Here is a 12948-nt window from a genome sequence, read left to right as displayed (position 1 = left end):
CAGCCTGATGCCACCACGAACGGCCGTCACTCGTCGTCTTCGATCTCCTCGCGGAACTCAGTGGCCGCTCGGGTGAACGCCGCTCCCGCCCGGTGTGTCGCAGCATCGCTCGAACGCTTCATGATCTCGCCAGCCCGCTCGACCTTCTCCAGGAATCCCCGTACCGCCGTGGGGTCGATCTCACTCATCGGAGTGGTCCAGGTCGCCCGGCTCCAGGTCACCCACCTGCTCCTCGGGATCGTCGGCGACGTCTTCGTCGCTCACCTCGGCCGTTCCCTCAGCCTGTTCGAGCGCATCGTCAAGTGGACCCTCCGTCAGGAGGTAGCGAAGCACTTCCATCGCCGAGGCGTCCAGCGCCTCGATCCGCTCGTTCATGTCGACCACGCGGGCCCACAGATCGTCGTCCGTCCGGTACAGCACGTTCTCTTCGCCGCCGTAGGCGAACGTGATGAAGTGGTGATCGAGCTGGTCACCGTTCTCGCGGAAGATACGGTTCAGCACTTCGGAGAGGTCCTCGATCGTCTCCATCTCGTCTTCTGCTTCTTCGAGCTCTTCGCGAACGTTCTCCGGGACACTCTCTTTGATGTCCTCGAGGACGGAGTCGAACAGCGTGTCGTCGCCGGCGAACCCGAGCATGTGCTTGAGCTGGTCGTCGTCGTACTTCTTCCGCTGTTCTTCGACGAGCTCGGCGAACTGAATCGGGTCCATCGACCCGCTGATGCTGTTCATGCGAACGGTCGCCTGCTTCTCCCACTCCTTGTCCTTGTTCGGGACGAGCATGACGGGAAGCTCGGTGAGCCCGACGACCTTGGAGGCGGACCAGCGGTGTTCACCCCCGACGATGCGGGCGTGGTCCATCTCTTCAGCCATCTCTTCAGCGGTCACGTCGTCGTCGAACTGGAGGTTCTCACCGTCTTCGTCGACGGGAACGGCCTGGATCGGCGCGAGGAACCCGTCGTCTTCGATGTTCTCGCAGAGTCGGTTGAACTCGTCCGAGCTCATCTCGTTCGGGTTCCAGTTGTTTGCTGAGAGCCGGTTCAGCGGGAGGTACACCGGGTCGTAGACGGTGATGCCCGAGTCGAAGCCAACCTCGTCTTCGATGTCGGCCTGGAGATCTTCGAGTGACATGTCCTCGATTTCATCGAAGTCGATGTCATCGAACTCCTCTCCGTCATCACCCGATTCCAGCTCTTCAGTATCAGCCATATGGTATTATAATCGAACGGTCACTTTATAGCTTCCGGGTACCCACCATCATGTATGAAGGTGGACGTGTATCAGAACCTCCACATGGACTGTCTGAGCGTCCGCTCTCGGGAACCGTACGAGCGATACGGGCGGGTGATCGCCCACGTCGACGAGATCGTCCTCCGTGATGTGGACTTCGTCGTTCAGCCTGCTGGACGCGAACGAGTGAGGGATGAAGGGCGCAAGAACGTCCACGCCTTCGCTCGTGGCAACTGGTTCGACGAGGCCGACCGGGACGATGCGTTCATCGAGGGTGAGCCGACCCGGTTCGTCGTCTACAATCCGTACGTGTACAATCACTTCGTGTTTTCGGGGACGAAGCGCCCGATCGAGTCGGCCGATGTCTGTTACATTGCACCTGGCGCAGTCGAGGTGCCAGCAGCCGCGAGTCCGATTTAACGGAGCGGGACGGTGCGTGAAAGCGGAATGCTCGTGGTGGCATGTGTGAGCTGATGGGTGGATGCTGTGAGAGGCCGGAGATTGCGTTGAGAGCGATCGGAGCCGTCGGCTGGGGGAAAGGATGTTTCTGCGAAAAAGGTGCGTGTGTGGTCGCGAGGGACGGAGCTATGCCGGGCCGAGCTGGTCGTCGAGCTCGTTGCGGACCCGGTCAGGGATCGGCGCGGAGCCGGCGGCGGACTTGACCTGGCGCTTGCGCGAGTCGATGTCGAACCCGTCCTCGTCCTGGTCTTCGAACACTTGGATCTCGATCGATCGGAAGTAGTTCAGCAGGCGGGCGAGTTCGTGGACGCCGCAGTGACAGTACGGCGACTTGTGCATCTTGTCGACGAACTCTTCGGTGACGGCGAAGAAGTCGCGGACGTCGTGCTTGTCCGAGCTGTGGCCGTGGCGGAGACCGCACACGGGGCACTCGAAGCCGAAGTCTCGGTACGAGTCGGCGATCCGCTCGGCCTCGTTCAGCAGGTTGTTCATTCCGGGGACGTCCGCGACGACGTCTTCTACGTCCTCGAGGACTGCGTCCCAGTCGGTACCATCGTCTTCTCTGTGCGTGCCGAGACCCCACCACGACGGGTCATGAACCTCATGCCCGTACGTGTAGTTGTCTGGCCGTGCGTTGTCGTCGATGAAGTCGTAGCTCATTCTGTTGTCTCCTGATCAGGTGACTCGGAGGGGGTGTTCTCAGTGCGGGAACCGCGGGGGCGGACGTTCTTCAGCGCCCAGACGACGCGGGAGATGAACGCCACTTCCTTCTCACCGAAGGTGTGCGTCACATCCCCGAACTCGACCGTGATACGGTCGTTCGTCGTCTGCTCGCCATCCTCGCCGTACTCGGTCACGTCTTGCTGACCGCGGCGGGAGAGGCTGAACGCCTCGTTGACACTCTCGACTTGCCGGACGCCCGAGCCCGACACTTCGTACCGACGATCCTCGTTCGACTGGTTCCGGAACTCGCCCTCCCACGTCAGCAGCAGCTGATCGTAGAGTAGCCAGCCCCGTGATTCAGTGTCGATCAGGCCCCGCTCGGTGAATGCCGAAAACGGTGCCTCGTCGAGGAGCCGATTGATGACGTGCCGGCGGACCTGCGTATCGAGGATGGTCTTGTGGATCTCGGTCAGCGGGGCGATCGTTCGCCGCTCGTTGTCGAGGATCTCCCTGACCGCCTCGAGCACGTCCTCCTCCATTCTCGGGGGCGTCTCGATCGGTGGTTCGTCGTTGACCCAGACCGTGAACGTCCCTTCCTGCTCGTGCGAGGCTACGGCGGCGTACGGCGTCTGGCTCAGTTCCAGAATCTCGTTGCCCGACCCGTAGACCAGGTCGTACAGCCCGTGCTCGTACAGGAGCACGTTGCGGTTGGTCTTGGTCACGTTTCGCGTCTCCCAGCCCTCGTCCGTGTGGACACGGAGGAGCAGGTTGACTGGCGTCTCGTCGATCTTCTCCACGCTCCGCCCTTCCTCCACGGTCTGGAGCGCACCGTTCTTTGCAGGCACGTCGACCGTCTCATCGGAATTGTTCGTTTCTGTCATTTCACTTCTCGTAGTGTGACCTGAGTTGGAGCCGTGAGATGTTAAGGTTTCTGATACTTCACCAGAACTCATTCGTCGAACACCTCGTGCTCGGGCGTCTTCGGGATGGACCAGCCTCGCACTTTCGTGAACGTGAGGCTCTTCACGTGTCCGACGAGCTCGGCCGCCTCGTCGAACCCCATCTCCTCCAGGACGTTCACGTACGCCAGATGCGCCATCGTGTCCTTGAGGACCGCCGCTGACTCGCGGTGGACGAGGACGTCGGCGATCCCGTAGCCACTGATGTCTTCGAGCTCCCCGTTGTCGGGGTGGACGCCGATCGTTCGCTCGAGCGCGACGGTGTACAGCGGCGGGCGGTCCGCACCTTCGTCCTTGGCCGCGACGATTCGAACGATCGTATCGTTGCCGAGTCGAACGATATCGCCGGGCTGGGGATCGTCGGCGTGGTGGTCCGGCGACTCCATCGTGTACTCGTCCTCGTACATCGGACTCTGGACCCGGATGTCACTCATGGCTCACTCCTCGTCCTCAAGCGCCCCACCTTCGACCAGCTTCCGCGCGGCGAGCAGCTTCTCTTCGACGGACTCGACCGACTCGACATCCGGAATGCGCTTCGGGAGCATGTGCTCGGCGAACACGTTCATGTAGATGAACTTCGAGATCGTCATGGTCGTCCCCGTGTCCACCACTTGCGTGAGTTTCAGCCGGTCGTCGTCTCCCCGAACGGCGTACTTGAACGTGACCGGCGACCCGCTGTTCGCGGTGGAGAGCTGGATCATCACCTCGACGCGGCGAAGACTCCCGTCGTCGTTCCGCTTGGTGTTGATCTCTCTGAACCGGCACTTCTCCAGATCCATCTGGAGCTCGTCCAGGCTCATGGCTCACTCCTCTCCGCCGTCGGCCAGCGCCTCGTGTTCCGGCGTGTCCGTGCCGCCGTCGCTGGTGGCATCCGAGTCCGAGGTGTCGTCGAGTGATGCCTGCTGTTCGACCGTGAGCTTCACGATCTGACCGTTCTGTGCGGACGAGGGCTTCACGCCGTTGTCGTGGAGCATCGCCAGCGTGTCGATCAGGGCGAACGCCTGCTCGGGGTCGCGGCTCGTGACCAGCGACTTGAGCGAGGTGATCTCGGGCGAGTCGGCGTCCCAGTTGTAGAACCGCCCCATTGCGTACAGCTCGGCGTCCGACTGGTAGCCGTGCGTGTGAGTCGCGCCGACGTTCGTCACCCGCAGGTCGCCCGCGATCACTACGTAGTCAGACTCGAAGCTCCCGGGCTGGATACGCCGCCAGGCGTTCTTGTCGACGGGTGCGTAGATGAACTTGTCCGGGTACATCTCTTCCTCGTAGTCCCAGCTGAAGTCGTCGCAGTGCTCCTCGAGCTCGTCGTGGAGCAGCTCGGCCAGCCGAGTCATGATCTCGGGCTCGCGGAACCGGTCGAGGTAGTCCGCGTTCACCAGGTGGACCAGTAGTTCGTCGCCGGCGTCGGAGACGGTCATGTCGCCTTCGCTGGTCGTGAGCGTTACGTCGTCGCTATCCGCGATCAGGTCGTCGATGTGCATGATTCCAGGTACGTCCTTCAGGTACTCGTAGACGCCGTTGATGCAGGTGGCGCAGCCCCGCCCCTTGTGGGGTTTGATTACATCGTACCAATCGGTCATTCGCCGGTCGGTACTGCTCGGGAACAGAACGATCTCGTGAACGTGCTTGTTCCAGCTCACCTTCACGCCGTCGCCCTTCCCCTGGTCGTACAGCTCCAGGCTGTCCTTGATCGAACTCGCTGTGTGGTTCTCGCAGTCACCGCGGTCACTCGACCGCCGTACTGTGAGCTGTCGGTCGGCCGCGTCCTTGCCGGCGTTCGATTTCCCGCCAGCCGAGCCCGAGCTCTTCAGGTCGGACGGGATGGTGAACTGGCTCGCGTTCTCCGCACCCGACGAGTAGGGGACGTCGGCGAGGCGCTTCCAGCCGAGCTGCTCGTACTCTTTGTACTTGCCCGACTTGCTGACGCGGGCGACCTGGTTCGCATCGTGCGTCGCCCAGACCACTTTCGTCCGCTTCTCGTTGATGTTGACGCCCATGTAGACGTCGCCGTCGGCGGCGTCGCGGAAGATGCGCCAGGTCTTCTCCTTGGTGCGGTTGTTCTTCAGCCGAACGCCAGAGCGTCCGCGTGGTGCGAGCTCGACGTTCGTCATGAGCAGCAGGAGCTGGTCACAGAACTCTTCGTCCAGCGTCGTCTCGAGCTTCTCTTCGATCACGTCCTGGAAATCAGCGCCGTCGCTGACCTTGTAGGACTTGAATTTCGAGAGCCCGACCATCAGGAACGAGAACCCGTTCGGGTCGTCGGAGGCCAGGTCCTCGAGATCGTCGAGGTCCGAGACCGACGCCACGAAGCGTTTGATCTCGTCCTTGTAGAGCTGGTCGAACTCGCCACCGATCCACTTCCAGAACGGCTCGTTCTTCTGGAGCTCGTCGCGCGAGGCCGTCGGCTCGGGGAGCGTGATGTCCTCGTCTTCCAGGTCGGACTTCCGGACGAACTTCTCGCGCCGGTCGTCCTCCATGTTCTCGTACTCGGCGTCCTCGACGGGCATCAGGCCGCGGTTCGGCCCTTCGATGACGATACCACCCTCGTTGCGAAGCCGGATGTCCACGCTCCACGGGGCATCGGGCGGCGAGTAGCGGTAGTTCCGCTTGATGGGCATCGACAGCAGCAGCGTGTCGTTGCTCGCCGAAGGGTAGGACTTCGCGATGAACTCGGGCCGGTCGATCGTCAGGACCGCGCCGTTGTAGTCGTCGGCGAACTCCTTGTCCCCGAACTCGTCGTCGTGCACCGTGTCACCATCGTTGAAGTGGTGGTACAGGACAGGGACTCGCATGTACTCGGCGTACTTGCCGACCCATTTCGTGATGACCGGGGTGTCGTCGTAGCGCGACCCGTGGTTGTCGTCGAGGTTCTCCTTGATCGGGAGCTCGAAGCGCGTGCCGTAGCTTCCGTCCGGGAGCGACCCCTCGATCATGTCGTAGCCACCCAGGTAGCAGTAGGCGGCGAACGACTCCTGGGCCCAGTCGGGGATGTCCGTGCGGCGGGTGCGCGTGATCAGCGTGTACGCACCCTCCTTGCCGACCACCTTGTGGGCCGACATCACGCCCATCCCGAACTGGCCGGAGACATCGCCGCGGTCGCGAACCCCGGAGTGGCCCGTCACTGCGAGGACGTCGGTGACTTCACGCGGTGTGAAGCCGACCCCGTTCTCGGCGATCACGAGGAGGTTGTCGCCCTCGTGCCATTCGACCTCGATCGTCGGCTCGTAGCCACAGTGGGCCTGGGCCGCGTCGAGGATCTCCTTGGGGAACAGCCGCCGTACTGGTTGGCGGTGCTCGCGCTTGTCGGGGTGGTAGTCGGGGTGTTCGTCGTCGACGACCCAGAAGTCGTCTTCGTCGAACCCGGCCTCGTCCTTGAGCAGCACTTCCGCTGCACGGATACAGGCCGTCTCTGCGTTGGCGAGGTACTCTCGAATCGTCGAATCAGGACCCCCGTAGATCTTGTCCGACAGGTAGTCGAGGACGACCTCGTTGTCCACGCGCTGCTCGATTGAAGCGGTGGACCCCGAGGCGATCGCGAGCGGGTGCTCGCTCCCGGTGGCCTGGAGGTTCTTCTGGCCGACCTCGTGGCGGGCCTTCTGGAACTCAGGTTCGGGTTCTTCGTCTGTCGCCAACCCAGTCTCTACCGGCTCGATGGTGTCAAGCATCGATCCGTCCAGCGCATCCTCCGTCGCGCCGGAATCAGAACTTGCGTCGGTTTCGTTCTTGCTCATTTACCGATTACTCCGTCCCACGTCGATGCCAGCCGGTCCGTTCCAAGGCCGGATGACTGTGGGTAACCTATTGTACGTGGAATACTAAGATAAGTGTTTCTTTATCTGATACATCAAGCACCGAAGAGGCCCCAGTACTGCGGTTTCTACCCTGTCGGGAGGCTTCTATTCTATTCTTCCTCTCGAAAAACTGTCTGATACGCCTCGCGGAAACACGTTTGCAGCCCATCGAGGGTAGGGGCCATGGCCCGGAGCGACAGGCGTCGAAAATGCGAATGAGAGTGCCCGTGAGACGCTCTGAAACTCTCGAATTAGGCCCGTACGAACTTCTCGTAGACGTATTTGTACCCGTAGCGGTGCCCGCAAGAGCAGATAGCGTAGCCGGTTGAGTTGTTTCCCCAGTTGATCTTGAGCGGCGTCCAGCAGCCACCGCAGAAGAGCGCGTAGGCTCCACGATGGTCGACGTACTCATGAGGGAAGACTATCTTCTTGAACTGACGACTCACTCAGTAATCGATACACCATGGACCGGCAAAAGCTATCCGTTAACTGGTACGTTGGCGCTCACAGGAACGCCCACCAGATGAACAGCGCCTCGGCGATGAGGAGCAACGTTGCCCAGGCCGTGTACTTCCCCTGAAGCCGGCGTTTATAGTTCGCCTTCTGGAGGGCGAGTCGTGCGGTCGGGCCGGGCTGGTTCTGACACACTTCACAGAACTGGAACAGCGTGTAATGTGGTCCGACGCGAAACACGACGTCTTCGTCGTCGTCGTACCGGTGCTTGATGTTCAGATCGTACAGGTCGTGCTCCGTCCCAACGATCGCTTCCGAATCACAGCCCGAGCACGTGAACGTCTCGTACTTCACGTCGCCGTGAACCGTCTGCTCGACGCGCGTCGTGCTCATACTTCGACCGTCTCCTCCTCGTCGTCCTCGTCCTCGGTTTCGAAGTTGTCCTCGACGATGCCGACGATCCATTCGGCGATCCCGACCGGGAGCACCTTCCCCTCGTCACGCATGTCCTGCATGATCGCGTTCACGATCCACTCGTAGCCGCGACCGGCTTCCATGTACGAGTTCGCGTACTTGCCGGAGTAGACCAGCATCTCCTCGAACAGGGAGAACTGATCGGGGAGCTCATCGGCGGTGACGAGCTCGTGATAGCCGTACGCCTCGAGCTCGTTCTCCATCATCGTCTTGTTCACTTTCACTTCCGCCTGTGCCTTGTCCAGTTTCGCGAGCGACTTCTCGTACTCACCCGCGTAGCGGAGCGCCTTTCCAGCGTCACGCTTCATCTGTGAGGCCGAGCGGAGTGCCTCGCGACAGATCTCGGATCGATTCTCGTCGGAGAGGTTCTCCCAGTCCGTCGCGTTTACTCGGATGTTGACCGTCTTCGTGTTGTTCTCGTCATTCATCGTTCTTCCATACGTGGCCGTAGCGTTGGTGATTCAGCTCCATTGATGTTACCAGGTCTATGTCCGACGTCGCCGGGCACGGGCAATCCGTCACCAGCGAGCCGCACTTGTCTTTGATCGTCGAGCACGCCCACGGGCGCGGGAGGTTGCTCTGCACTTCACGGAGCTTCTCCTCTGTGATCTTCGGGTCGTAGTTCGGGAACGCCTTGAAGAACTCGTGGGCTTCCTCGACCGAGTAGCCGTTCGCCAGCAGCTCGGCGGCCGCCGCCAGCCGCATGTGGTGCCCTTCTTCGCCCGAGAGGTTCCCCTTCTGACCCGTGATCGCCGCTTCGATACATGGCCGGATGTCCATCCCTTCGGAGACGATGTCCTCCAGGTCGCGACCCCGACCGGCCGCTCGTTGTTCTGCTTCTTCGACCAGGTGCTCCGTATCATCCCCGAACTCCTCGAGGATGCCACCAGCGACGTCCGGGTGGATGCGATTTCGAATCGCCGCCCGGATGATCGACGCCTGATCAGAATACGGCTCACCCGTCTCGTCAACGAACAACATCCGATTGCCCGTCTTCTGGTGAAGGCCGAACGGCGTCTTGATCAGGTTTCCGTACTCCCCAGTGCTGAGTCCGACTTGCTTCGGGAATACCTCCGTGTGACCGCCGGGGATGTCGACACCGGGCGTGTCGAGATCGTCCGGGTCGGCCCCGTCGTTGATCTGCTCGGTGTACGCGTCACGCTCCTCGGGCGTTCCGCCAACGATGTACTCGAGGAGCTGTTTCGCGAGCGTCGCCTTCACAGGCGGGTCGAAGAAGAACCACGTGTGGTATCCTCGGCGACCGGAGAACTCGAGCCACACCTGATTGTCGCGGAGCCCGAACTCGAGCGCCCGTTGCTTTTCGAGGACGGCGGCTTCCAGCGCGTTCTCCAGTGGCGCGTTCGAGTCGTCGTCGATGTCGTTGTCGATCGCCGCGAAGCGGACGGTGTTGTCGACCGGGTCGACGAGGTACTGACCGTACGTCCGCTCGCCGTTGATGTGCTGCTCGACGTGCTTTTCTTCGAACTCGATGTTCAGCGGCCCGTACGACCCATCCATGCGCTGGACTGCGAAGCAGTCGTCGCGCGTTTTGAACAGGTCCAGGTACAACGGGACGCTGACGCCCAGTTCATCGTGGTTCACTGTACTCATTCCTGGCACCCCGTTCCACGGGAGGTGTAGGGATGAATACACAGGGAACTGATATTAAGGTTCTTGTCGGCGCTCACTTCTGATTTCCTCTTTACGGCGGCGAGCTTGGCGGAACAACTCGGCGGGATTCTCCTCGAAGTAACACCCGTTCGTATCATCTCCGAAGCATAGTCCGTTCTCCAGTTCCGAAACGGCGTACTCGTCTCCACACAGCCGACATTCCTGCTCAGCCATGCCATCAGTCGCGAACCAGTCGAGGCCCGTTTGCCCGCGGTCCTGGTCGAGACCGCTCTCGCGTTCGACTTTCTTGACGACCCAGTGGCCTTCGATATCCTCTTTCCAGCGATCTCGCGTATCGCCGGACGAGTTTATCCAGACAGTGTTCCCTTCGTCGTCTTCGTCCGCGCCGTAGGTTCGTGGTGGCATGTCCGGTTCGTAGCCGTCATACTCACCGTCGTCGTTCTTCGTGCGGAAGTCCATGAAGATCTTGTAGCCGCCCTGGGGGACGAACCACCAGAGGAGGCCCGGATTCGTCTCAGACTCTTCGAAGCCAATCTCCTTCGCCTTCGCGTATCTCGTCGTCATTTTGATTCGGTTTATTCTCGCAACACACGCACCAACAGGGACCGGTGTGCCCGCAGTGGAAACAGCGATCCGACATCAGACGATTCTATGCGACTCGGCCGTCGTTGACGATGTCGTCGTACTCGACCCCGTTGATCAGGCCGACGACCATCTCGGCGTACCGCTTCAGCAGCCCCTTGCCGCCGGGGGTGAGCTGGTAGGAGTTGGCGCGATCGTCGATCGGCTTCTTGACGATCAGGTCCCGCTCCTTGAGCGTGTCGAGGTTCGGGTACAGCCGTCCGTGGTGGATCTCGGCGGTCCGGTAGATCTTCTCGAGCTCGCCCTTGATCGCCAGCCCGTAGCACTGTTCGCCCCGAACCGAGAGGTTCTGTATCGCCAGCAGCACTGTCACTTGAAACAGCGTCGCTTCGTCCATCTTGGCCGCGAAATCGTCCGGGTGGAGGATCGTCACGTCCGTGATTTCGGTCGGGTTGTCTGTCCTGTCGTCGCTCTGATGTGCGACATCGATGTCCTTGTCGCCGTTCATGGTATCGGTTCCGGCCCCCCATGGCGCCGGTATGTATCCGATATTTGTTATGACAAGCGCATAAGCATTTCGACGGCATATCAGAGCCGCGTCGTGCGAAGTTCGCTCTCGTGGATGTACGCGGGGAGGAGCCCGACGAGGTCCAGTGTCATTTTCAGGTCGGCGAGGTTGTGCTGGATGATCGATTCCATGTCTCCCTCGGCCCACCGAGAGACACACAGCTCGGACTTGTGACCCAGCGGATCGTGCGGGTGGTCGTCCAGGACGCCGAGCTCGCAGTACAGCTGGTGAATCTGGTACTGTTTGCCCTGGTCGTTCGTCGGGTTGTCGTAGCCGTTCTCTCCGGCGAAGTCCATCACGTCGGCCGTCTCGAATCCCTTCTCGTGGATTGCCTCCTTGATCTGCTCTTTTCGCCACGACGCTTTGTAGTTCGCGTCGACGTAGTCGCCGAACTCCTTGAGCGGGCCCTTGTTGAACCCCATGATGTCCTGCTTCTTCGTCTGGAGATCGTACTTGAACGCGTTCTGCACGTCCAGGTACTGACAGCCGCTGAACGGCCACGGGACGTCGTTCACCATCGACCGCGTCCGCATCATCGGGAAGTCGAACCCGTCGACGTTGAACCCGACGAGGAGCGTCCCTTCGATGTTCAGCTCGAACCGGTTCACGGCCGTGTTCAGCCGGGTGAGGAGGCGTTCTTCGCTCGGCCAGCCGTACAGTTCGATCTCGCGGTCGTTCGACTCCCATTCGAACTCGTCCTGGTCGACGTGGGTCCGGCCGCCATCTGCGTTGTAGTGGATCTCGTACGTTTCGTCGTCTCCGAGGCCGACGACGGTCACTTCGTCTGTCGCGGCCAACCCAGTCGTCTCGATATCGATTGCTACTGTCTTCATTTCAATTGCGGGTGCTGTTGCTCTGCGTGTTCGTGCGGGGCCGGTCACCCGGGCCCCAGGGGTAGTCGTCGGGCGTTACTGGTGGCATGTGAGCGTGAGCTCCCTACGTCAGGTGCACCGTCGCCGTCTGGTTCTTGTCACGGTTGTACTCGACCATCCGGTTCCGCCGGAGCCGTTTCAGGATGTGCTCGGCTTCCGCGTGCGTCATGGAATACATCTGGAGGAACTTCTTGAGCTCCTCCTTCTCCATTGAGCCCTGCGACGTGTTCCGGAGGACCGAGAGGATCTGGTCGCCCTCGACGTCCTGCATGAGCGAGTCGCGCCACTCCATCGCTTGCCGGAGCAGGTGGCGAAGCTCGCGCGTCGGCTGGATGTCGAGGTAGGTCGTCCCGCCCTCGGTGACGATCGAGTCGGCTTTCAGGACCGAGTAGCCCATGGCCATCCGCTCGTACACTTTCTCTTCGAAGTGGGGCACTCCCACGTCGTCGAAGATCGAGTCGAGCTTCTCGACGCCACGGACCTGGTCGATCCCGGCGACTTTCTCGCTGAACTTGAGGCCGAGCTCGTTCTTGAACGTCTGGAGCTGGTCGAAGTCAGCGTCGTGCCCCCGACCGCGGCGGCGGGAGGCGCGCATCTCGTCGATCTGCTCGGGCGACGGGTAGAACTTGAGGAACATGAACCGCCGGGCGAACCCGGACGTCAGGTCCATCCGCATGGGCTGGGTGGCCGCGAACAGCGAGACGTTCGTGTCGTAGTTGATGTTCGCGTGGGCCATGTCCTTCCGGACGCGCCCGGAGTCGAGCGCGGTGAGGAGCATGTTGTCGAGGTTCCCTGAGTGGTCGGTCTGCATGACCTTCGCCAGGGAGTCGAACTCCTCACAGCCAAGGATACCGTCCTTGTACTTCTCTGCGAGCCCCATGTCGTAGTCGTCCTCGTCGCCACCACCGTCCGAGCCGACGAACGCCGCCTCGGTCATGTTCTGAACCATCTTCGTCGGGATCGTCGTCCCGCCGATGATGCCGATGTCGGGGTCGAGCATCAGCTCCATGAAGAAGGTCTTACTGAACCCTGGTGGGGCGACCATCATGGTGTTCAGCCGGAGGTTCGGGTACGACCCGAGCTCGGCGTAGATGCCTTTCTCGCCGCGCTTCTTGAGGCGCTGTTGGCGGATGTTCAGCATGTGGCATCCGACCGAGCAGAGGTAGTACGGGATGTACGTCTCCGCGTAGGCGATCTCTTTCGATTCCAGGTAGTCGATGTAGTCTGTGAACAGGTCTATCGTACTCATCGGTGACACTCCGTTCGCTTGG

The 12948-nt window shown here is 61.2% G+C and carries 16 protein-coding genes; 1 reads left to right on the top strand and 15 read right to left on the bottom strand.

From position 1 onward, the window contains the following. Window positions 1–26: 26 nt before the first annotated feature. Both HUG10_RS20580 and HUG10_RS20575 read right to left on the bottom strand, forming a co-directional pair. Window positions 27–188 carry a hypothetical protein gene (locus HUG10_RS20580; RefSeq protein ID WP_179171579.1) on the bottom strand — a complete coding sequence of 54 codons (162 nt, stop codon included), beginning with the start codon at window positions 186–188 and terminating at the stop codon, window positions 27–29. Next, entirely contained in the window at window positions 181–1206 is a 1026-nt protein-coding gene (locus tag HUG10_RS20575; RefSeq protein WP_179171578.1) for a ParB N-terminal domain-containing protein, read from the bottom strand. The genes HUG10_RS20580 and HUG10_RS20575 overlap by 8 nt, the downstream gene beginning before the upstream one ends. A gap of 54 nt (window positions 1207–1260) precedes the next feature. Between HUG10_RS20575 and HUG10_RS20570 the strand changes: the two genes are divergently transcribed. After that, window positions 1261–1647, top strand: coding sequence for a hypothetical protein (locus HUG10_RS20570; protein ID WP_179171577.1), 387 nt, complete (start codon window positions 1261–1263; stop codon window positions 1645–1647). A 165-nt stretch (window positions 1648–1812) separates the two neighbouring features. On the opposite strand, the gene HUG10_RS20565 is transcribed toward HUG10_RS20570, so the two are convergent. From HUG10_RS20565 to HUG10_RS20505, 13 genes are all read right to left on the bottom strand, one after another. Beyond that, the gene (locus tag HUG10_RS20565; protein ID WP_179171576.1) at window positions 1813–2346 is read right to left on the bottom strand and encodes a hypothetical protein; all 534 of its coding nucleotides are present in this window, start codon (window positions 2344–2346) and stop codon (window positions 1813–1815) included. Then, the gene (locus HUG10_RS20560) at window positions 2343–3230 is read right to left on the bottom strand and encodes a hypothetical protein (protein ID WP_179171575.1); all 888 of its coding nucleotides are present in this window, start codon (window positions 3228–3230) and stop codon (window positions 2343–2345) included. Before HUG10_RS20560 ends, HUG10_RS20565 begins: the two co-directional genes overlap by 4 nt. A 68-nt stretch (window positions 3231–3298) precedes the next feature. After that, the gene (locus HUG10_RS20555) at window positions 3299–3742 is read right to left on the bottom strand and encodes a hypothetical protein (RefSeq protein WP_179171574.1); all 444 of its coding nucleotides are present in this window, start codon (window positions 3740–3742) and stop codon (window positions 3299–3301) included. Between the two features lie 3 nt (window positions 3743–3745). Continuing rightward, a complete protein-coding gene (locus HUG10_RS20550; protein WP_179171573.1) occupies window positions 3746–4108 on the bottom strand; it encodes a hypothetical protein in 363 nt (120 codons plus the stop codon). A gap of 3 nt (window positions 4109–4111) precedes the next feature. Then, complete coding sequence (locus HUG10_RS20545) at window positions 4112–7036, bottom strand: hypothetical protein (RefSeq protein WP_179171572.1); 2925 nt, start codon at window positions 7034–7036, stop codon at window positions 4112–4114. A gap of 311 nt (window positions 7037–7347) precedes the next feature. Next, entirely contained in the window at window positions 7348–7542 is a 195-nt protein-coding gene (locus tag HUG10_RS20540; protein WP_179171571.1) for a hypothetical protein, read from the bottom strand. A gap of 58 nt (window positions 7543–7600) precedes the next feature. Then, the gene (locus HUG10_RS20535; RefSeq protein ID WP_179171570.1) at window positions 7601–7942 is read right to left on the bottom strand and encodes a hypothetical protein; all 342 of its coding nucleotides are present in this window, start codon (window positions 7940–7942) and stop codon (window positions 7601–7603) included. Next, on the bottom strand, window positions 7939–8451 hold the full coding sequence (locus HUG10_RS20530) for a hypothetical protein (protein WP_179171569.1): 513 nt from the start codon (window positions 8449–8451) through the stop codon (window positions 7939–7941). Before HUG10_RS20530 ends, HUG10_RS20535 begins: the two co-directional genes overlap by 4 nt. Next, the gene (locus HUG10_RS20525) at window positions 8444–9634 is read right to left on the bottom strand and encodes a TOTE conflict system archaeo-eukaryotic primase domain-containing protein (RefSeq protein WP_179171568.1); all 1191 of its coding nucleotides are present in this window, start codon (window positions 9632–9634) and stop codon (window positions 8444–8446) included. The genes HUG10_RS20530 and HUG10_RS20525 overlap by 8 nt, the downstream gene beginning before the upstream one ends. Window positions 9635–9688: 54 nt before the next feature. After that, window positions 9689–10219, bottom strand: coding sequence for a hypothetical protein (locus HUG10_RS20520; RefSeq protein ID WP_179171567.1), 531 nt, complete (start codon window positions 10217–10219; stop codon window positions 9689–9691). 85 nt (window positions 10220–10304) lie between these two features. Further along, window positions 10305–10745, bottom strand: coding sequence for a helix-turn-helix transcriptional regulator (locus HUG10_RS20515; protein ID WP_321169551.1), 441 nt, complete (start codon window positions 10743–10745; stop codon window positions 10305–10307). A gap of 80 nt (window positions 10746–10825) precedes the next feature. Then, a complete protein-coding gene (locus tag HUG10_RS20510; protein ID WP_179171566.1) occupies window positions 10826–11638 on the bottom strand; it encodes a hypothetical protein in 813 nt (270 codons plus the stop codon). A gap of 103 nt (window positions 11639–11741) precedes the next feature. Further along, a complete protein-coding gene (locus HUG10_RS20505) occupies window positions 11742–12926 on the bottom strand; it encodes a hypothetical protein (RefSeq protein ID WP_179171565.1) in 1185 nt (394 codons plus the stop codon). Window positions 12927–12948 lie beyond the last annotated feature (22 nt).

This window comes from Halorarum halophilum (assembly GCF_013401515.1).
GTDB classification, from domain to species: Archaea; Halobacteriota; Halobacteria; order Halobacteriales; family Haloferacaceae; genus Halorarum; species Halorarum halophilum.
The sequence above is the reverse complement of the archived record's forward strand: the minus strand, read 5'-3'. Positions and strand labels throughout refer to the sequence as shown.